Genomic DNA, 20,573 nt, shown 5'->3' on the forward strand with positions numbered 1-20,573 from the left:
CTTTCTAGAAAGCAATCGACTGGGGCAGGACGAAGGGCGCGCTGCCGGCGGGCGGCAGGCCGACCCTCAGCGCGCATTCGAACACGGTTTCAAGAAGATCGTCGGTAAGAAGCTCATTCGCGGGGCCGGAGGCGGCCACCCCACCCCGATGAATGGCGACCACATGGTCGGCGAACATCGCCGTCAGATTGAGGTCGTGCAGCACGGCGATGACACCGCCGCCACGCGCCGCGAAATCGCGCGCGATGCGCATGATCGCAAGCTGGTGCTTGATGTCGAGGTTGGAAACCGGCTCATCGAGCAGGAGATAGCGCGGCTCGCCATCGAAGACCGGCGCCCATACCTGGCATAGTACGCGCGCAAGCTGCACACGCTGCTGCTCGCCGCCGGAAAGCTCCTGATAATGCCGGCCGCCATAGCCGGCGAGGCCGACACGCGAAAGCGCACGCTCCGGCAGGTTGTGCTCCTCGCCCGGCAGCATGCCGGGTCGGGCGTTGGTGAGGCCGAGTCCCACCACCTCGCGTACGGTGAAGGGGAAGGAAAGCGTCGCCGCCTGCGGCAGCACGGCGCGCATCGCCGCCGCCTGCCATGGCCTCAATCCAGCAAGCGAGCGGCCGTTGATGCTGACCGTTCCTTCATAGGCGATCTCGCCGGAAAGCGCCTTCAGGAGCGTCGTCTTGCCGGAGCCGTTCGGCCCGATGATCGCCGTGACGGCCGCAGGCCTCGCCTCGATGGAAACGTCGTGGAGGATGCGCGTGCGGCCGATTGAGACGGATAGGGAATGGGCCGAGATCATGATCTGCCTCACATGTCGAGCAGGCCGCGCTTGCGCAAGAGCAGCCAGAGGAAGAAGGGCGCGCCGACGGCCGCCGTGACGATGCCGATCGGCAGTTCGGCCGGAGCCACGATCGTGCGGCTCGCCGCATCGGCGACGAGCAGCAGGCTTGCACCGAGCAGTGCCGAGGCCGGCAGCAAATAGCGGTGGTCCGGCCCGATGGCGAGGCGCAAGAGGTGCGGCACGATGATGCCGACGAAGCCGATGCCGCCGCTGACGGCGACAGACGCTCCGGCCGCGGCCGCGACCGCGAGGATCGCGCCGCTTTTCAACCGCTCCACAGCGATGCCGAGATGACCGGCGGCCGCCTCGCCCAGCGCCAGCGCATTCAGCCCACGCGCCAGGAAGGGCGAAAGCGCGAAGGCGGCGAGGATGATCGGTCCGGCCGCCCACAGTTTCGTCCAGGTCGAGCCGGCGAGCGAACCCAGCGTCCAGAAGGTCAGTTCGCGCAATTGCCGGTCGTCGGCGACGAAGATCAGGAAGCCGGTGAAGGCCATCGCCATCGCGCCGACCGCGATGCCGGCCAACAGCATGGTGGCGACCGAGGTCTGCCCGCGCCTTGTCGAGATGCGGTAAAGCACCAGCGTTACCGCGAGCGCGCCGGCAAAGGCCGCGAGCGGCAACGTGAAGATGCCGAAAAGCGCCGTCGCCGGAGCAAGGACGGTAGCGCCGAGCACGATCACCGAGACCGCGCCCAGGCTGGCGCCGGCCGAAACGCCGACGATCGCGGGATCGGCGAGCGGGTTGCGGAACAGGCCCTGCATGAGCGCACCGGAGACGGCGAGTGCCGCTCCTACGAGTGCGCCGAGCAGCATGCGCGGCAGGCGGATATCGTAGATGATGATGGCGTCGCGGTGCGAGAGGCCCGTTTCGGAACCGCCGAACAAATTTCCCAGTATGCCGAGGATCGACGCATCCGACGCCCCGGCCGCAAGGCTGAGGAAACCGGTAATCGCGAGCAGCACGGCTAGGCCGGCGATCGCCACCCTGGCGCGGCCGGAACGGTCGCCCTCGGCGCGGCGCGGCGCCACGAAGGCGGATGCCGCCGTGCTGCGCTCTATCGCCATCCGCTTAATCCGAAAGCGTCGGATAGAGCTTCGAGGAAAGCTCGCGGACGGCACTGGCGGTTCGCGGGCCGAAGCCAAGCAGATAGAGCCCGTCCATGCGGATGAGCGTCTTCGAGGCGCCGGCCGGCGTTGCCGCGATGCCAGGCTGAGAAAGGATCTCCTCGTCGCCGAGGCCACCGGGGGCGCCGCCGGTCATCATCAATATGGCGTCCGGCCTGGCGCCGATGACCGCCTCGTCGGAAAGCTGCTTGTAGCCCTCGAAGTCCTCTATCGCATTTTGTGCGCCGGCTAGACGGATGATGCCATCGGCGGCCGTGCCGGTTCCCGAGGCAAGCAGTTTGCTGCCCTGCGCGGACAGGATGAAGAGCACGCGCTTTTGCGTCTTGATCTTGGTTAGCCGCTTTTCGGCGGCGTCGATCTCCTCGCGGACCGTGCGCGCCAGCTTTTCGGCGGCATCGAGCCTGCCTAGCGCCTCGCCCACGATGCGGATCTTTTCCAGGATGCCGTCCTCGGAATATTTTTCCGGTACGACGATCAGCGGCACCGCGGCTTTCTTCAGGACGTCCATCGCTTCCGGCGGGCCGCTGCCCTCCTGCGCGAGAACCGCCGTCGGATCGACCGACAACACGCTTTCGGGCGAAAGCTGGCGCATATAGCCGATGTCGGGCAGCTTCGTCGCCACCGCCGGATAGGTGCTGGTCGTGTCGCGCGCGACGAGCCGGTCGCCGGCGCCAAGCGCATAGACGATCTCGGTGATCGAGCCGCCGATGGCCACCAGCCGCGCCGTGTCAATCTCCGAGCCGGCCGGCTTTTCTGCGGCAAGAGACACCCCCGGCCCGGCTACAAGCGTAGCCACCAGTAAGGTCGCCGCCTGCATGGCAGCACGCCGATTCACGCCTTGTCTTCTCAGCACCGTCGCTTTCCTCAGGCCGCCGTCGGGCGGGCGATGCGCGGCAGGTTCTCGGCCAGGAAGCGCCAGTCGCGCCGCTCCTCCTCGCCTTCCTTCCGCTCGCCGAAGAACTGGATGATGAGGTTGCGATCGGCATCGAACGCCTCCACAGAGGTGACGTGGCCGTCGCTCGTCGGCTTGCGCACCACCCACGCCTCGGCGATGTGGTCGAGGCGAAGATGCAGGTGGAAGGTCTCGTCCATCACGTTCAGCCACGGCCCCATCGGCTTGATGTTGGCGACGGGACCGGTGTGGATCTGTACGCAGCCGCGATTGCCCACGAAGGCCATGATCGGCAGGCCGTCATTGGCAGCGTGGTTGATCAGCGCGGCGACGGCCTCGCGGTCGAGCGGCCAGGCGAAATCCTCGCCGATCAGCTCCAGCGCGCGCCGCCGTCCAAGCTTGAACTTGCGCAGCATGCCGAAGAACTGATGCACATCCTTCATCGCCTGCCAGCGGCGGCGGAATTCATCGAGGTCCACCGGCGCCGAATCGTCATGCTGTTCCGGATCGACTTTGCCCAGTTCGACCGTCCGTGACTGATCCTCGGAGCGTAGGCTCTCCACGAGCTTCTTGTAAGCATCGAGATTGGATGCCGGCCGCAGGTGGATCTTGTGCACGGCATCCCCCGCCGCATCGAAGAATTGCAGGCTGCGGCGGAGATCCTCGCCTTCGCCCTTCTCGACCGCGAAGCCGTGCTTCCAGAGCGTCGGGAAAATCCTGAGGTCGATGTCCCTGTTGAGCACGATCGCGTGCTGCTTCCCGACATTGATCTTGTCGTAGACACCGATTTTCTCGTGCACGGCGCTTTCATTGCGGGTAAGCGCCATGACCTCGCCGACGGCGGTGAGCCCGTTCAGCAGAACGTCCATTTTCGGTTCGATCCGGACCACGCCGTCACCGCAGCGCGCGGCAACCAGTTCCGCCTCCGAAATACCGAGTTGGGCGGCAAGGTCGCGTTCGCGCATCTTCGGGTTTTCGATACGCGCTCGGTTGATCTCATCCGGCGTCGGCCGTGCAATCGCATCCATTGATGCCCCCTATTTGTTGAGAATGAGCTTGCCCTGGCGGGTGATCTTCAGCCGATAGAGCGCGCCATCGTGGTCGATGACGATTTCGGTACGGCCGGCGAACAGCGTGGCGCTGTCGAGCGTGCGGGTGTCGGCCGGTTGCGACCGGCGCGGCATCGCGGAAGTGAAATCCAGGCGGCGATACTCGCGCGGAATCTCGGGAGGCTTATGCGCGTTCACGGGTCGATGTCCCTTGGTCTGCGCCGGGCTGGCTCGGGGCTGGCTAGGCAACGTCGATTGCGTTATCTGATTTCTTGACACCCATTATCATGTTTATTAGTGAGTGCAATACCGGAGCCGATTAGTCAAGATTTACGGCACCCCGGCAGATATCATTTTTTTCGCGAGCAAGCCCTCGGCCAGCCAGCGTCCAACACTCGAGTGAGACGATGGGGAGACAGGGGCTATGGGGCTAAGAGTGACATTCAGGGCGCTCCTTCTGGGAAGTGCCGCCCTGGCATTAATGGCGGGACAAGGCGGCGCGCTTGCCCAGCAGGCGAAGCAGGACGACGCGCAGGCGGGCACGCCGGAGAAAGAGGCCGCCTCTACGCAGACCGCGTCCGGAAAGACGACGCGACTCGACAAGATCACGGTCGTCAGTCGCACCGGCGAATCGGCCATGGAAACCATGGCTTCGGCCAGCCACGTCGATCAGGAAGAGATCGAACGGCGCATGGCATCGACGCCCAACGACCTGTTTTTCAGTGTCCCGGGCGTAACCATACAGACGGATGCCAAGCGCACGGCTTCGGCGGTCAACATACGCGGTCTCCAGGATTTCGGTCGTGTCGCGGTGATCGTCGATGGCGCTCGGCAGGATTTCAGCCGTTCGGGTCACGGCACGAGTTCGACCTTCTGGATCGACCCGGAGCTCATCCAGTCAATCGACGTGATACGCGGTCCAGTCGCCAATACCTACGGTTCCGGAGCGATCGGCGGCGTCGTCTTTTTCGAGACGAAGGACGCGGAAGATTTCCTTCATTCGGATGAGACATGGGCGACCTCACTGACCGGCCGGTACGAAACCAACGGCAAGGGTTGGACGACCAGCGCTACCGGCGCCTATCGCTTCAGCGACAATTTCAGTGTGCTCGGTAACATCGTCTATCGCGACTTCGACAACTACAAGGACGGCAATGGCGACACGGTCAACGGGTCGGCCTTCGACGTCCTGAGCGGCATGATCAAGACGACGATCCGCCCGACAGACAACAGCAAGCTTCAACTCGGCTGGGTCGGCGCCCACGACAACTGGACCGAACTGAGCACCTCGACGGGCAAGCCGACCCACGACGTCGACATGGACCAGAACACCTTCACCGCCCGCTACAACATAACGGACGATGAAAAGAAGTGGCTCGATCTGCATATCAATGCGTCCTACGGGCAGACCGATCTTACGCGCACCTACCTGAACGACACGGTGGAAGCGGGACCGGATGGTCGCTTCGACGTGAATGTGCCGGCCGGCTCCCAATCGACCTACGATCTCGGCACGCTGGGCCTCGACATATGGAACACATCGCGCTTCGAGACCGGCGCGCTTTCCCATGAGCTGACATATGGCGGCGACTGGGTACGTGACGATATGAAGACGGAACGCGCCGGCGTCAGCGGCATGGATGTCTACACGCCATCGGGCAAGCGTACCGTCGGCGGTCTCTATATCCAGGACAAGCTCAGCTGGGAATGGCTCGAGATCGTCGGCGCACTTCGTTACGACACCTATCGCCTCGACAGCGATGTGGGCAAAGTCTCCGGAGACCGCCTCTCCCCGCGCATCACCGTCGGCGTCTCTCCTTTCCAGGAAGGAGTACTGCAAGGCCTGCAATTCTACGGCACCTACGCGGAGGGCTATCGCTCGCCGACGATAACCGAAACGCTGATAAGCGGCATGCATCCGTCCGGTGTCAGCTTCCCCTTCCTGCCCAACCCTAACCTGAAGCCTGAAACCGCCAAGACATGGGAGTTCGGTGTCAACTACCGGACCGACAGCTTGATCCAGGCGAACGACGCGCTGCGTCTCAAGGCCGCCTATTTCCACAACGACATCGATGACTACATCAAGGGTAACGAAGATATCATGGCCGGCGATCCGGGTTGCCCCTTCATTCCGGGGCTTCCGTTCCCTGGCCCCGGCACTCCCGGTTATGTTCCTTCCTGCTTCCAATACCAGAACTACGCCAACGCCAAGATACAAGGCGTGGAACTGGAAAGCATGTACGACGCCGATTGGGGGTATCTCGAGCTCTCGGCTTCCTTCATCAACGGCCATACCGTTTCCTATGACGGCAAGCGCGAAGATCTGGATACCGTCCCGTCTTCGCAGGTGACCGGACAACTCGGTCTGCGCTTCCTCGAGGACAAGCTCCTGATCGGTGGCGAGGTCCAGTACAACGGCAAGCCGAAAGGCAACGAAAAGGCTCGCGACTACACGCTGGTCAATGCGTTCGCGCGCTACAACGTCAACGACAACTTCAAGCTGGACTTCCGCGTCGACAATATTTTCGACGTCGACTACATCAACGCGCTCAACGGGGTCGAAACCTCCGTCTACGAGCCCGGCGTAACCTTCAAGCTGGCCGCCACCATGCGCTGGGGTGGTTGAGAGATGCCGGGCGTCCGTCGTCTCCTCGCCACGCTCGCGCTCTGCGCATTGCCGGCGCTGGCCGCTTCGGCCGCGCTGGCGGAGGATGCGAGCAAAAGCGCGGAGGCGCGGCCTACCGGGCTTTTCCTCGAACTCAACGCCCTGCAGCCCTCCGACAAGGGTTGCAGGCTGACCTTCGTCATCGCCAACCATCTTTCCGGCGACATCGCCAAGGCGGCCTTCGAGATCGCGCTTTTCGACCGCACCGGCGTGGTCGACCGGCTGACCGTCCTCGATTTCCACGAACTGCCGCATGGCAAGACCAAGGTCAGCCGCTTCGATCTGCCTGGCGCCGATTGCAGCAAGGTCAGCCGCGTCCTCGTCAACAGTACAACCGAATGCAGCGGATCGGGGATCGAGCCGTCCGACTGCCTGACGAAACTGCAAACAGCCACGCGCACGGAAGTCGAATTCGGGAGTTGATGCCGTGTTCCCCGCCGCGTCCAAATCGTTCGAACGACGAACGGCCAGAGCCGGTGGCGAGCAGCGACGGCCGCTGCCGCCAGGCCGTTTTTCGCGGCATCACGAGACCGCCATCCGCATCGACATCGACGTGCTCGCTCTGACGAGCCCTGCCAACGGGACGAACGGCTTGTTGGTCGGGCTGCCGGAAAGCGCCTTTCGTACCGCCAGCGGCGAACAGGTCCGCTTCAACGAGCTTCCACCCGAGGACGAGGCGATCGACGACAGCAGGCTGGAGACCGGCCCCGACGCATCGGCGGCGCTGACGCCGCGCCTCGCCCCTCGGACCGGCCAGTGCACGAAGTTCGCCCTTTTCGCATCGGTGGCATTGCACGTTCTTGCGGCCGCGGCGTTCCTCACGTGGATGCAGGAAGACGGCGCGCGGATCGCCGGCGGCGCTCCGAGCGAGATCGCCGGCATCGGCAACGCGTCGATGGATCAGATCGCGAGCGGCGAAGCCGTCAACGTGACGATCACCACCATACCCGTCGTCAAGGCGCAGCCGGTGGAGCCCCGGCAGGCAACCACCGAGCAGGCACAAGCCGTCGAGGACATCGCCATGGCCGAACCGGTGCGCGAAACGCGGGCGGAAACCGCTCCCGTCGTGGAAACAAGGCACATCGAGCCAACCGAGCCGGTCGCCACTACAAGAGCTTCGCAGGCTCCCGAGCCTTCCCAAGTGGTCCAGCCGCAGCCAACTACCACTCCTGTCGAAGCCGATACGGGGGCGTCCGTTTCCGACGCGCTGGAAATCCTTGCGGCACCAACCCTGTCGGACAGCGCCGACGCGGCACCAGCTGTCCAGGTGCTTTCGGAAGCGCTTCCCGACAGGGAGCCAGCCATGGCAAACCCGCAGATCGAGGCCGCCCGCACCGAAGACACTCCTCCCGCAGAAGCCTTGCCGGCCGAGGACGAGCCGCAACTGGCCGAGCACGCGCCGTTGCCTACGCCGCGACCCGAAAGGGTGGAACGGCCGGTGGAGAAAGCCGAAAAGCGCACGACGGAGCCGGAACGGAAAAAACCTGTCCATACCGCCGCAAGGGTTTCCGCGTCGGGGTCGGGCGGACGCGACAGCGCCGACGCCAGGCGCGGCGTGACGGAAGGCAGGACAGATGGGCAGGCGACTTCGTCAAACAACAATGCCCGGATGGCGAGCACGGCGGGCAATGCGGCCGCCTCCAACTATCCCGGCAAGGTCGTCGCAAAACTGCGTCGAGCCTTGCGCTATCCGTCCGAAGCGCGGAGCCGGCGGCTGAACGGCGTGGCACAGGTGCGGTTCGTCGTCGGCAGTTCCGGCGATGTCGGCTCGGTCGGGCTCGCGGCCAGTTCGGGCTCGCCGATCCTCGACAAGGCGGCGCTTGCGACCGTCAACCGCGCGGCTCCCTTCCCGCCGATCCCCGAAGGTGCCGGCCGCCGAAGCTGGACCTTCACCGTTCCGCTCGCGTTCGTGCGGTAGCAAGTACCAAGCACGCCATCGTTCACCCCACCGCTGTCGCAGTGCGTCCTTCGAGGCTCGCTTCGCTCGCACCTCAGGATGAGGGAGTCTGTATTCAGTTCCCTACCTGAACGGCAGGCGGATCGAACAAGGTTCGAAAAATCGAGTGCATCGGACAGCATGGCGTGCACCCACCTCCCTCATCCTGAGGTGCGAGCGAAGCGAGCCTCGAAGGACGCACCCGAAACTTAAACCGAACCGGCGCAGGGTGGATAAGAAATCCCCGCCGGCGAGGGCGGGGATTTCGAGTATCGAACCGGTCTTGACCGGCATGGCAATTCCCAAATCAGAACGGCGAATCCGGGAAGTAGAAATCCTTGGCGTTGTCCTTGGTGATCAGGGTCGCGTCGAGGATGTAGTTGCCGCGCACCGGCACCTTGTCATAGAGGTTCGATGCCGTCAGTTCCATGGCAGTGCCGATCATGGCCGGCGGATAAAGCACGTCCACCGGGATCAGCTTGTCGCCGTCCATGACCTTCTTAACCATGTCCTTGGAGCCGGCGCCGGCGATGACATACTGGATGTCCGTGCGCTTGGCCTGCTCGATCGCCTGCAGCACGCCGACGGCCATGTCGTCGTCCTGGCACCACACCACGTCGATCTTCGGATATTTGGTCAGATAGTCCTGCATGACCTTGAAGGCGTCGTCGCGGTTCCAGTTGCCGAACTGCTTCTCCAGCACCTTGACGTTCGAGCCGGCGATCGCCTTGTCGAAGCCGTCCTGGCGCTGCTGGTCGATCGGGATCGGCAGGCCGCGAATGACGACCACCTGCGCGTCCGGCGTCTTCTCCTTGATATAATTGCCGGCGACCTCGCCGAGCGCCGGGTTGTTGCCCGCCACATAGAGGTCACGCACCGAATTGTCGTTGTTGGAAGGCGCGCGGTCGACCAGCGTCACGAAGGCGCCCTTGTCCTTCACCTGCTTGATCGCGTTGACCAGCGGATCGGGATCGGACGGCAGGATGACCAGCGCGTTGATGCCCTGCACGGCCAGGTCCTGCAGCGCATTCGCCTGGCTTGCCGCATCCGGCGAGGTCTTGACGATGACGTTGAGGCCCGGATGCTCGGCCATCAAAAGCTTGGCCACGCGCTCGGCGTGATAGACCACGCCGGCGGTCCAGCCATGGTCGGCAGCCGGGATGGACACGCCCATCGTGAATTTCTGATCGTCGGCGTGGGCGACGCCGACAAGGGCGGCCATTGCGACCGCCATGCCTATCAACATTCTACGCATTATAGTCTCCCTTGTTCCCGAGGTTTCTATGGACGTACCGGGCCCCCAGTATACCCGGCCGGAGCGCGGGGTGCTCCGAATTTAAAGCTCAGTTCCGGCGCATCAGGGAACGCTGCACCAGCATCGCGATGATGATGATGGCGCCCTGGATCGCCCCGATCAGATATTCGCTGATGAAGTTCGACAAGAGCATGATGTTGCCAACGATCTCCAGAATGAAAGCGCCGCAGATCGTGCCCCAGATGCGGCCGACGCCGCCACGCAACGCGGTGCCGCCGACGACGACGGCGGTGATCGCCTGCAATTCCCACAGCGTGCCCGTCGTCGCCGAGGTCGAGCCGAGGCGCGGCACGTAGAGCAGCACGGCGACCGCCACGCAAAGCCCCTGGATGATGTAGGTCACGGTGCGCACGCGATTCACCGGAATGCCGGAATAGCGCGCCACATCCTCGTTCGACCCGACCGCGATCACATGACGGCCGTAGCGCGTGCGATAAAGCACGAACGCGCCGATGGCCGCGGTCACGACGATGATGATGATCGGCACCGGCACGCCGAGCACCTGGCCGAAATAGGCCGGCCGGTACAGATTCTGCAGATCCGGCGAGCGCAGCGTGATGGCCCCGCCCTGCGACAGCCATGTGGTGAGCCCCCGGAAGATGCCCATTGTGCCGAGCGTGGCGATGAAAGGTTCGATCTGGAAGACGGTGGTGATGATGCCGTTCGCCCAGCCGCAGGCCGCGCCGATAAGCACCGCCAGCACCATCGCCGCCACCAGCATCAGGGCCGGATTGGCGATGGCGCCGCTGTTCATGAACATGATCATGAGGCTCGCGACGAAGGCGACCATGGAGCCCACAGAAAGGTCGAGCCCGCCGGCGGAGATGACGAAGGTAGCGCCGACCGCGATGATGGCGATGAAGGCGCTGCGCGTCAGTACGTTGAGCAGATTGGCGACACCGAGAAAGTTCGGGTTGGCGAAAGCGCCGAGGACCAGGAGAAGCAACAGCGCCACGAAAGGCGCAACGGCCCTCAGATCCATGTCCTTCCAGGATCGTTGCGTCTTGGCCGAGCGGGCAGCGAGATCGGTCATGTTCACTCCGCCACCAGGGCGGCCTCCTCGGATGTGGCGCCGGTCGCCAGGACGACGATTTCGTTCTCGGTCATATGTTCGCCCGTCACCTCGCCGACGATGCGGCCGGCGCGCATGACGACGATGCGGTCGCAGATGCCGATCAGTTCCGGCATTTCGGACGAGATGACGATCACCGACTTGCCCTCTTCGGCAAGCCGGGCGATGAATTTGTAGATCTGTTCCTTGGTGCCGATATCGATGCCGCGTGTCGGCTCGTCGATGACGACGATTTCCGGTTCCAGCATCATCATCTTGGCGAGCAGCAATTTCTGCTGGTTGCCGCCGGAAAGCTGGCCGGCCAGCATCTCCTTGCGGCCGGCGCGGATGTCGAACTCGCCGATCGCCTCGTCGAGCGCGGCGCGCTCCTTCTTCCGGTCGATGACGAGGCCGCGCATGAAGCGGCCGAGCGAGGCGAGCGTGAGATTGACGCGGAGATCCTGCAGGAGAAGCAGGCCCTTCCCCTTCCGGTCCTCACTCAGATAGACGATGCCGGCGCGCATGCTGTCATGCACATTGGCGAAGTGGGCCGACTTGCCGGCAAGCTTCACCGTGCCGTGCGCGGTCCTCAAGCCTACGACGCCTTCCAGAAGTTCGGTGCGGCCGGCGCCTACCAGGCCGGCAAAGCCTAGAATCTCTCCCTTGCCGAGCGTGAAAGAGGCATGGCTGGCATAACCCGGAACCGAAAAATCGTCGACCTCGAGCGCCGGCTCCCGCTCCGCGTGGGCATGACGATCGGGATAGAGCTTGGAGACGTCGCGGCCGACCATCAGGCGGGCCATGTCGACCGGCTGGAGATCGGCGGCGGGATGCGTCGCCACCAGATTGCCGTCGCGCAGCACGGAGACCGTATCGGCGATCGCCTTCACCTCCGGCAAGCGGTGCGAGATGTAGAGCACCGCGATCCCGGAATTGCGTATGTCGTCGATCACCTTCAAGAGCGCTTCGGTTTCGATCGGCGTGAGCGATGCGGTCGGCTCGTCGAAGATGGCGACGCGGTGCGGCACCAGAAGAGCGCGCGCGATCTGCACAAGCTGGCGCTGCGCGATGGAAAGCCGCCCGACCACGACCCTCGGCTCGATCTCCGCGCCCAAATTGCGCACCGCCTTTGCCGCGCGTTCGTTCATGACGCGGTCATCGACCATGAGCCCGTTGGAAAGCTCGCGGCCGAGGAAAAGGTTCTGCGCGACGGTGAGATCGGGCGCCAGCAGGATTTCCTGATGGACAAGAACGATGCCGCGCGTTTCGGCATCGACGGGTCCGGTGAAGATCACCGGCTCGCCGTCGATGCGGATCGTGCCTTTCGTCGGCTCCAGGTGGCCGGCGAGGATCTTCATCAGCGTCGACTTGCCGGCGCCGTTCTCGCCGATGATGGCGTGCACCTTGCCCGCGTGAAAGGAGAGGCCGATGTCGCGCAGAACCTCGACCGGGCCGAAGGATTTGGACAATCCTTCCACCCGCATGACCGGCACGGTACGGATCCCCGTTGCGTCAGCCATCAGCAGCAGCCGCCTCCCTTCGGGGCCGAACCATGAAGAGCCATCTGAAATCGGTTCTGCTAATTCTCATCAACCCCTATCGGCTTGTTTCCTTCCTGTTTCTGCCCACGAACGAGCAATCGCGGCAGGTTCTAAACCGATTAGCGTGAAGCGTCCTTCTTCGCAATCCACAAGCTGCGTTTGGGCGCGCCGGCTCCTGAACTTCCTGTTACCGCTGCGTCGCGAGGCCGACAAAACTAGTGGGGTTCCGCATCCGGCATTTCATACGTCATCCTCGCCACGCTGCCTGTCGGCCCTGGCCATTGTTCAGTCGGGAAGCGGGGCGCGCGGCCGTGCCTTCCGAATTGAAACAGGTGGCGCGACACACGCGCCCCACCGGCGATTTCTGTTCCCGCCTGTTCCGCTGCTCCCAGAGCCTCACGCTGAACCTGCCGAAGGGTAGTCACTCCGAACAGGTTCGGTGCTCGTCCCGGGGTCTGTGTGCCTTCTACCGGCACGCAGGGGTCATAGTGCCCCCAGGGGAACCTCCAGACGGGACCTCCCCGGCCATGATGCCACGTCAGCATCACGGCGGAGGCGCCGGCTCCTCCCCACGCAATCACCGTCATGATCGGTGTTCCCGATGGGAGGAACTGACGGGCATTATGGAGGAAGGGAAAAGAGCGTGGAGAGAAAGGGCGCAAAAAATTGCGGGAAGCGCGGAGATCGGCGGTTTTGGAAGGCAACCGGGCGCAGGTTTATCCACGTCCTGTTCGGCCCGGCACCCCTCATCCGACCGAGCTTCGCTCGGCCACCTTCTCCCACAAGGGGCGAAGGGGGAGCGTGGCAATGCCCGCTCCTGTGCCGAAAGACATCAACGGTGTTTGCGACACCATCATCGCCTATGCGCGGGATGCCGGTTTGCAGCCGTGGCGATGACAGCGCTTCCCCGTCCCTCGTTGGTGAAGCGTATCCCTTTGTCAGCATCTTGCCCGGCCGGGTGGCAAAGGACACAGGACTCCCCTACATAGTCGCGACCGTCGGCACTTCCCGTGCGCCCGCCTCTTCAAACGGCCGATCCATGCAACCGATCATCTCCATCCGCGACCTGTCCAAGACCTATGCGTCCGGCTTCAAGGCGCTGAAGACGATCAATCTGGAGATCGAGAAGGGCGAGATCTTCGCCCTGCTCGGCCCGAACGGCGCCGGCAAGACGACGCTCATCAGCATCATCTGCGGCATCGTCAATCCAGGCGACGGCAAGGTGACGGTCGCAGGCCACGACATCGTCCTGGAATACCGTGCGGCGCGCTCGCTGATCGGGCTGGTGCCGCAGGAACTGACGACGGATGCGTTCGAAACGGTGTTCGCCACGGTCAGCTACAGCCGCGGCCTTTTCGGCAAGCCGAGGGACGATGCGATCGTGGAAAGAACGCTTCGCGCGCTTTCGCTCTGGGACAAGAAGGATTCCAAGATCGTCACGCTCTCGGGCGGCATGAAGCGACGCGTCATGATCGCCAAGGCGCTGGCGCATGAACCGTCGATCCTGTTCCTCGACGAGCCGACGGCGGGCGTGGACGTGGAACTGAGGCGCGATATGTGGGAACTGGTGCGCTCGCTTCGCGCGACCGGCGTCACCGTCATCCTCACCACGCACTATATCGAGGAGGCCGAGGAGATGGCCGACCGCGTCGGCGTCATCAACAAGGGCGAACTGATCCTCGTGCAGGAAAAAGCCGAGTTGATGCGGCGGCTCGGCAAGAAGCAGCTCACCCTGCAACTCCTCGATCCGCTCGATCGGGTACCGGAAAGCCTCGGCGGCTACGGCCTCGAACGCGCGGACGACGGCAAGGCGCTGGTCTATACCTACGATACGCAGGGCGAGCGCACCGGCATCACCGCGCTTCTCGCCGACGTCGCCGCCGCCGGCATCCGCTTTCGCGACCTGCAGACGGACCAGAGTTCGCTGGAGGACATCTTCGTCAATCTGGTGAGCGAACGGTCATGAATTTCCAGGCGATGAAGGCAATCTACCTCTACGAGATGGCGCGCTGGGGACGCACCAAGCTGCAAAGCGTCATCTCGCCGGTGATTTCGACCTCGCTCTATTTCATCGTCTTCGGCGCAGCAATCGGCTCGCGCATCAGCGAAGTGGACGGCGTCAGCTACGGCGCCTTCATCGTGCCGGGATTGCTGATGCTGTCGCTGTTGCAGCAAAGCGTCTCCAACGCCTCCTTCGGTATCTATTTCCCGAAATTCGTCGGTACGATCTACGAGCTCCTTTCCGCGCCGATCTCCTATCTGGAAATCGTGGCGAGCTTCGTCGGCGCGGCGGCGACGAAGTCGATCATTCTCGGCCTCATCATCCTGGCGACGGCGGCGCTATTCGTACCGCTCAGGATAGAGCATCCGCTGGTCATGGTGCTGTTCCTGGTGCTGACGGCGGTGACCTTCAGCCTGCTCGGCTTCATCATCGGCATCTGGGCCGACGGTTTCGAGAAGCTGCAGATCGTGCCGCTCCTGATCATCACGCCGCTCACCTTCCTCGGCGGCAGCTTCTATTCCATCAAGATGTTGCCGCCGCTCTGGCAGACGATCACGTTGTTCAACCCGGTGATCTATCTGGTCAGCGGCTTCCGCTGGAGCTTCTACGGGCAGGCCGACGTCGATGTCGGCGCGAGCCTCGGCATGACCTTCGTCTTCCTCGCCATATGCCTCGCCATCGTGGCGTGGATCTTCAAGACCGGCTACCGGCTGAAGACGTGATCCGCCTGGCCCAGGGAACGGCCTTTGCCGGAATGATGATCCTTTTGGATGATTATTCCTTTGAGGCTCCTGACCGCGCTGGCATTTTCGCCGCGCCCGCCGGCCTTGCCACAGGCGTGCCGCGCGTCCGATATAGACGCCGGGAGATATGATCATGAGCCGCCTCAACGGACCCTACGCATCCGTCCTCGACCTCGTCGGGGAGACGCCCATCGTCGAACTGACGAAATTCGACACGGGCAAATGCCGCCTCTTCATCAAGCTCGAAAGCCAGAACCCCGGCGGCTCGATCAAGGACCGCATCGCGCTTTCCATGATCGCGGATGCCGAGCGCGACGGCAGGCTGGCGCCGGGCGGTACGATCATCGAGGCGACGGCCGGCAACACAGGCCTTGGACTCGCGCAAGTAGGGATTCCAAAGGGCTATCGCATTGTTCTCATCGTTCCTGACAAGATGTCGCGCGAGAAGGTGCAGCATCTGCGCGCGCTGGGCGCCGAGGTGCGGCTGACGCGTTCCGACGTCGGCAAGGGGCATCCGGAATATTATCAGGATATGGCGGAGAAGCTGGCGGCGGAAACGCCCGGCGCCTTCTACGCCAACCAGTTCTCCAACCCGTCCAACCCCGCCGCGCATGAACGCACCACCGGCCCCGAGATCTGGGAGCAACTCGGCCACGATGTCGATGCAGTGGTGGTCGGCGTCGGCTCGGGCGGCACGCTCACCGGGCTCGGGCGCTTCTTCGCGAAAGTGTCGCCGAAGACGGAGATGGTGCTCGCCGACCCGGCTGGGTCCGTGCTGGCGCCGCTCATCAAGACCGGCAAGATGATCGAGCCGGGAAGCTGGACCGTGGAGGGCATCGGCGAGGATTTCGTGCCGCCCAACGCCGACCTGTCGCTGGTGAAGAAGGCCTACTCCATTCCCGACAAGCAGAGCATGCTCGCCGTACGCGAACTCTTGTCGAAGGAAGGCATCCTCGCCGGCTCGTCTTCCGGCACGCTGCTTTCCGCCGCGCTGCGCTACTGCCGCGAGCAGACTGAGCCGAAGCGCGTCGTCACCTTCGTTTGCGACAGCGGCAACAAATACCTTTCCAAGGTCTTCGACGATGTGTGGCTCGCCGAGCAGGGCCTGTCCGACCGCGAGGCGCATGGCAATCTCTCCGACCTCGTCGCCCGCTCGCACCGGGAAGGCGCGACGCTCTATGTCGGCCCGGACGAGACGCTGCTCAACGCCTATGGACGGATGCGGCGCGGCGACGTCTCGCAACTGCCGGTACTCGACGGCGGCAGGCTCGTCGGCATCGTCGATGAGGGCGACATTCTTTCCGCGGTCGACGGCTCCTATGAGGGGCGCTGGGACCGCTTCAACGCGCCGGTGCGCACGGCCATGGCAAGCGAATTGCACACGCTCCAGGCCAGCCAGACGCTCGACGCGCTATTGCCTATCTTCGACCGCAACGAGGTCGCCATCATCTTCGACGGCGACGAATTCGTCGGGCTGGTCACCCGCATCGATCTCATCAACCATCTGAGGCGCGCCCGATGAACCATCCACGGAAAAACCGACTCGCATTCTCGACGCGCGCCATCCATGGCGGCCAGAGCCACGACCCGACCACGGGAGCGGTGATGGTGCCGATCTACGCCACGTCGACCTATGCGCAACAGAGCCCCGGCGTGCACAAGGGCTACGAATATGCCCGCAGCCAGAACCCGACGCGCATGGCCTTCGAGCGCGCCGTCGCCGATCTCGAAAGCGGTTCGGCCGGTTTCGCCTTCGCCTCGGGGCTCGCCGGCATCGGCACCATTTTCGAGCTTCTCGACAGTGGCGCCCATATCGTGGCGACCGACGACATCTATGGCGGCACCTTCCGCCTGCTCCAGCGCGTGCGCAGCCGCTCGGCCGGGCTCTCGGTCAGCTTCGCCGACTTCACCGATCTCGACGCGGTCGAGAAGGCGATCCGGCCGGAAACGAAGATGCTGTGGGTCGAGACGCCTACCAACCCGCTCCTGAAGGTGGTCGACCTCGAAGGCGTCGCGGCGCTCGCAAAACGCCACGGCCTGATCGCGGTCGCCGACAACACTTTCGCCAGCCCCTATATCCAGCGGCCGCTCGAACGCGGCATCGACATCGTCGCGCACTCGACCACCAAATATCTGAACGGCCATTCCGACATGGTCGGCGGCGCGGTGATCGTCGGCGAAAACGCCGATCTCCGCGACCGGCTGAAATTCCTGCAGAACGCCGTCGGCGCCATCGCCGGGCCATTCGACAGCTTCCTCGCGCTGCGCGGGGTGAAGACCCTGGCTCTCCGCATGGAGAGGCATTCGGCGAACGGGCTGAAGATCGCCCGCTGGCTCGAGGGACGCAAGGATGTCCGTCGCGTCTTCTATCCAGGGCTGGAAAGCCATCCGCAGCATGCCGTCGCCAAACGCCAGATGCACGCTTTCGGTGGCATGCTGACGGTGGTGCTCGACCGCGACCTGGCCGGCACCAAGCGCTTCCTCGAACGCGTACAGCTTTTCACGCTGGCCGAGAGCCTCGGCGGCGTCGAAAGCCTGATCGAGCATCCCGCGCTGATGACCCACGGCTCGATCCCCGCCGAGCAGCGGGAAGCTGTCGGTATTTCCGACTCGCTGGTGCGGCTTTCGGCGGGCATCGAGGACGGCGACGATTTGATCGCCGATCTGGAGCAGGCGCTGACGGCGTAAGGCGACGGGGTTGCCGTGCGTCCTTCGAGGCTCGCTCCGCTCGCACCTCAGGATGAGGGAGTCGGTAGCCGCCACACCGAGAAGTAGCGGCGGGCTTGCCGTGCGTCCTTCGAGGCTCGCTGCGCTCGCACCTCAGGATGAGGGAGGAGGTGTTCGCCTTTCCAGGATTACGTTCCGAGACCGGGATTACGTTCCGAGAGATGCGAAGGATGTGATATGCTTGTCTCGGTGCATCAGGATTTGGGATGCCGCCCACAAACCTCCCTCATCCTGAGGTGCGAGCGAAGCGAGCCTCGAAGGACGCACCAGATGCAATTCGAGATGACGGTTTACATGCTTCGCTGCTCCGACGGCTCCTACTATGTCGGCTCGACCAAACAGGAAATCGAGGCGCGAGTGTGGGAGCATAACAATCTTCCCATCGACGGCTATACGGCGCGGCGACGGCCGGTGACGCTCGTGTTTACGGAATCCTATGACCGCATCACCGACGCCATTGCACGTGAGAGGCAATTGAAAGGGTGGTCGCGGCGCAAAAAGGAAACGCTGATAGCTCTTGCCTATGAAAACCTGCCGGAACTTTCACAGCGTGGCCATCTGGTTCCGAAGAGGTGATGGGTTGGGAGTTTGCTGTGCGTCCTTCGAGGCTCGCTCCGCTCGCACCTCAGGATGAGGGAGACCTTCGGGCGTCATCCCGATCCTGAAGCGCTGCGCTCAGCGTAGTACACCTTGGGCCTCTCAGAACTTAACGCCACAAAGGGGCACCGACCCCCCTCATCCTGAGGTGCGAGCGAAGCGAGCCTCGAAGGACGCACTGCGGGCCCGCATATAATTTCTACCTCGGCACCGTGTCGGTCGGCGTCCGCTCCTCCAGAATGTCCTCCATGCGGATGGCGATGGCGGCTTTGATCCTGGGGTGGGTGAGGATGTAGAAGCGGTCAGCCTCTATGCCCTCGAAGGCGATGCGGGCGATATCGTCAGCCGTCAGCCTGCCGGACTCGACCGCCTTGCGTAGGCGGGCGTCGAACATTCCGGCGGATGGGTTTTTGGCGCCCAGTTCGGCCGGGCGGTTGCGCTCGGCATCGGCGATGCCGGTCGGGGCGAAGGCGGGGCATAGCACCGAAACCCCGATCCTGGCACCCTCGATCGCCAGTTCATGGCGCAGGCATTCCGAGAGCGTCACGACCGCATGCTTGGTGGCGCAGTAGACGCTCGACCCCGGCACCGAGAGGAAGCCGGCGACGGAGGCGGTGTTGACCACCCTGCCCTCCTCGCCTTTTTCGATCATCCTTGGCACGAAGGAGCGTATGCCATTCGCGACGCCCATCAGATTGACGCCGAGCGACCATTGCCAGTCGTCCACGGTCGTCAGCCAGCTATAGCCGCCGACGGCGACGCCTGCATTGTTGAAGAGAAGATGCACGTCGCCCATTTCGGCGAAGATGGCATCGGCTGCCGCCTGGACGTCCTCGGCCTTCGAAACGTCACAGCGGCGGATGAGCGGCGCGCTGCCGCCTGCGAGCAGGCCGCGCGTTTCCTCCAGCCCGTTCATGTCGACGTCGAGCAGGGCAAGCCGCATGCCCTTCGCGGCGGCGGTAAGCGCCAGCGCCCGGCCGATACCGCTGCCGGCCCCGGTGATCACCGCGACACGGCCGCCGAAGTCCTTGAAACCCCGGCCGGTCATTTCTTCCATCGTCGTCTCCTCTTCGCCGCTTTCCGTCATCAACAATGCGCCTTCCAACCCTTGACGGAAGGGATAGTTGAACGGCATGCTGCTTTGCAACATACCCGGTAGTATGTCGCAGGCAAGGGAGGAGCGACCCGCATGGCTTTCGCGCGCTTGAATGGCGCTGTAATGCACTACGAGGACGCCGGCGCGCGCGGCGGCAGGGCTATTGTCTTCTCCAATTCGCTTGGCACCGATTTCCGCATCTGGGACGGTCTTCTCGGCCATCTGCCGGCTGACCTTCGCGTCATCCGCTACGACAAGCGCGGCCACGGCCTCTCCGAGGCGACGGCCGGGCCATATGCCATGAAGACTTTGGCGGAGGACCTCGCCGCGTTGCTCGACCATCTCGGGGTCAAGGACGCAGCCGTCGTCGGGCTCTCCGTCGGCGGCATGATCGCGCTTGGCCTCGCCTCGCTCCGACCGGATCTTGTTTCGGCACTCGTTCTGATGGACACCGCGCACAAAATAGGCACCGTCGAGGGCTGGAACAGCCGCATCGACACGGTGCAAAGGGGCGGAATGGCGGCAGTGGCGGAAGGAATCCTGGCCGGCTGGTTCACGCAGGCTTATCGTGACAGCGTAGCCGACTTTGCCGGCTATCGCGCCATGCTGATGCGCAACGACATCGAGGGTTACACCGGTGTCTGCGCGGCGCTGCGCGACGCCGACCTCACCGAATCCACCCGCGCGCTGAGGATGCCGACGCTCTGCGTCGCCGGCGAGCACGACGCCACGACCTCGCCGACGCTCATGCGAACGACGGCGGACCTGATCGAGAGGGCACGGCTCGAAGTCGTGAGGGATGCGGGGCATATTCCATGCGTGGAGCGGCCGGGGGAAGTGGCGGGGCTGATCGCAGGATTTTTGAAGGAGGCGACCGGCTGAAGAAGCTGAGCGCATATGGGTAAGATGCAGTCTCTTCGCACCCCCTTCTGTCCGGCAGGACAGAGGGGGGTGTGCCGCCAAAATCGACTTCCGTTCAGTTTACACCCACGAAAGG

At 63.9% G+C, this 20,573-nt stretch carries 18 protein-coding genes; 9 read left to right on the forward strand and 9 right to left on the reverse strand.

From position 1 onward, the window contains the following. Positions 1-4 precede the first annotated feature (4 nt). Genes RBH77_RS22230 through hemP form a run of 5 tightly spaced genes read right to left on the reverse strand, consistent with a single transcriptional unit; the run spans position 5 to position 4,038 of the window. Positions 5-796: a heme ABC transporter ATP-binding protein gene (locus tag RBH77_RS22230; protein ID WP_311029748.1), complete on the reverse strand. Its 792-nt coding sequence runs from the start codon at positions 794-796 to the stop codon at positions 5-7. A gap of 8 nt (positions 797-804) precedes the next feature. Next, positions 805-1,902, reverse strand: a complete 1,098-nt coding sequence (locus RBH77_RS22235) for a FecCD family ABC transporter permease (protein WP_311029749.1) — start codon at positions 1,900-1,902, stop codon at positions 805-807. A gap of 4 nt (positions 1,903-1,906) precedes the next feature. Next, complete coding sequence (locus RBH77_RS22240) at positions 1,907-2,779, reverse strand: heme/hemin ABC transporter substrate-binding protein (protein ID WP_371832894.1); 873 nt, start codon at positions 2,777-2,779, stop codon at positions 1,907-1,909. A 47-nt stretch (positions 2,780-2,826) separates the two neighbouring features. Beyond that, complete coding sequence (locus RBH77_RS22245) at positions 2,827-3,882, reverse strand: hemin-degrading factor (RefSeq protein WP_311029751.1); 1,056 nt, start codon at positions 3,880-3,882, stop codon at positions 2,827-2,829. Positions 3,883-3,891: 9 nt separating this feature from the next. Next, complete coding sequence (gene hemP / locus RBH77_RS22250) at positions 3,892-4,038, reverse strand: hemin uptake protein HemP (RefSeq protein WP_311032648.1); 147 nt, start codon at positions 4,036-4,038, stop codon at positions 3,892-3,894. Between the two features lie 289 nt (positions 4,039-4,327). Between hemP and RBH77_RS22255 the strand changes: the two genes are divergently transcribed. The 3 genes from RBH77_RS22255 to RBH77_RS22265 are packed head-to-tail and all read left to right on the forward strand — an operon-like array spanning position 4,328 to position 8,486. Further along, positions 4,328-6,529, forward strand: coding sequence for a TonB-dependent hemoglobin/transferrin/lactoferrin family receptor (locus RBH77_RS22255; protein WP_311029752.1), 2,202 nt, complete (start codon positions 4,328-4,330; stop codon positions 6,527-6,529). Between the two features lie 3 nt (positions 6,530-6,532). Continuing rightward, complete coding sequence (locus RBH77_RS22260) at positions 6,533-6,991, forward strand: hypothetical protein (protein ID WP_311029754.1); 459 nt, start codon at positions 6,533-6,535, stop codon at positions 6,989-6,991. 4 nt (positions 6,992-6,995) lie between these two features. After that, positions 6,996-8,486, forward strand: coding sequence for an energy transducer TonB (locus tag RBH77_RS22265; RefSeq protein WP_311029755.1), 1,491 nt, complete (start codon positions 6,996-6,998; stop codon positions 8,484-8,486). A 325-nt stretch (positions 8,487-8,811) separates the two neighbouring features. On the opposite strand, the gene RBH77_RS22270 is transcribed toward RBH77_RS22265, so the two are convergent. The 3 genes from RBH77_RS22270 to RBH77_RS22280 form a co-directional block, all read right to left on the reverse strand. Then, positions 8,812-9,759: a substrate-binding domain-containing protein gene (locus RBH77_RS22270; protein WP_311029756.1), complete on the reverse strand. Its 948-nt coding sequence runs from the start codon at positions 9,757-9,759 to the stop codon at positions 8,812-8,814. A gap of 88 nt (positions 9,760-9,847) precedes the next feature. After that, positions 9,848-10,852, reverse strand: coding sequence for an ABC transporter permease (locus RBH77_RS22275; protein WP_311029757.1), 1,005 nt, complete (start codon positions 10,850-10,852; stop codon positions 9,848-9,850). A gap of 2 nt (positions 10,853-10,854) precedes the next feature. Then, entirely contained in the window at positions 10,855-12,390 is a 1,536-nt protein-coding gene (locus RBH77_RS22280) for a sugar ABC transporter ATP-binding protein (RefSeq protein ID WP_311029758.1), read from the reverse strand. A 1,060-nt stretch (positions 12,391-13,450) separates the two neighbouring features. Between RBH77_RS22280 and RBH77_RS22285 the strand changes: the two genes are divergently transcribed. The 5 genes from RBH77_RS22285 (at position 13,451) to RBH77_RS22305 (ending at position 18,459) form a co-directional block, all read left to right on the forward strand. Then, positions 13,451-14,377, forward strand: a complete 927-nt coding sequence (locus tag RBH77_RS22285; RefSeq protein ID WP_311029759.1) for an ABC transporter ATP-binding protein — start codon at positions 13,451-13,453, stop codon at positions 14,375-14,377. Next, positions 14,374-15,135 (forward strand): ABC transporter permease, encoded by a 762-nt coding sequence (locus RBH77_RS22290; protein ID WP_311029760.1) that lies wholly within the window; start codon positions 14,374-14,376, stop codon positions 15,133-15,135. The genes RBH77_RS22285 and RBH77_RS22290 overlap by 4 nt, the downstream gene beginning before the upstream one ends. Positions 15,136-15,289: 154 nt before the next feature. Continuing rightward, positions 15,290-16,678: a pyridoxal-phosphate dependent enzyme gene (locus RBH77_RS22295; RefSeq protein WP_311029761.1), complete on the forward strand. Its 1,389-nt coding sequence runs from the start codon at positions 15,290-15,292 to the stop codon at positions 16,676-16,678. Next, the gene (locus RBH77_RS22300) at positions 16,675-17,844 is read left to right on the forward strand and encodes a trans-sulfuration enzyme family protein (protein ID WP_311029762.1); all 1,170 of its coding nucleotides are present in this window, start codon (positions 16,675-16,677) and stop codon (positions 17,842-17,844) included. Before RBH77_RS22295 ends, RBH77_RS22300 begins: the two co-directional genes overlap by 4 nt. Positions 17,845-18,153: 309 nt before the next feature. Continuing rightward, positions 18,154-18,459 carry a GIY-YIG nuclease family protein gene (locus RBH77_RS22305; protein ID WP_311029763.1) on the forward strand — a complete coding sequence of 102 codons (306 nt, stop codon included), beginning with the start codon at positions 18,154-18,156 and terminating at the stop codon, positions 18,457-18,459. Positions 18,460-18,679: 220 nt separating this feature from the next. Here RBH77_RS22305 and RBH77_RS22310 read toward each other — a convergent pair whose 3' ends face one another. Continuing rightward, on the reverse strand, positions 18,680-19,615 hold the full coding sequence (locus RBH77_RS22310) for an SDR family NAD(P)-dependent oxidoreductase (protein WP_311029764.1): 936 nt from the start codon (positions 19,613-19,615) through the stop codon (positions 18,680-18,682). 54 nt (positions 19,616-19,669) lie between these two features. Between RBH77_RS22310 and pcaD the strand changes: the two genes are divergently transcribed. Continuing rightward, a complete protein-coding gene (gene pcaD / locus RBH77_RS22315) occupies positions 19,670-20,458 on the forward strand; it encodes a 3-oxoadipate enol-lactonase (protein ID WP_311029765.1) in 789 nt (262 codons plus the stop codon). The last annotated feature ends 115 nt before the right edge of the window (positions 20,459-20,573 follow it).

This window comes from Mesorhizobium koreense, assembly GCF_031656215.1.
Lineage (GTDB): Bacteria > Pseudomonadota > Alphaproteobacteria > Rhizobiales > Rhizobiaceae > Mesorhizobium_L > Mesorhizobium_L koreense.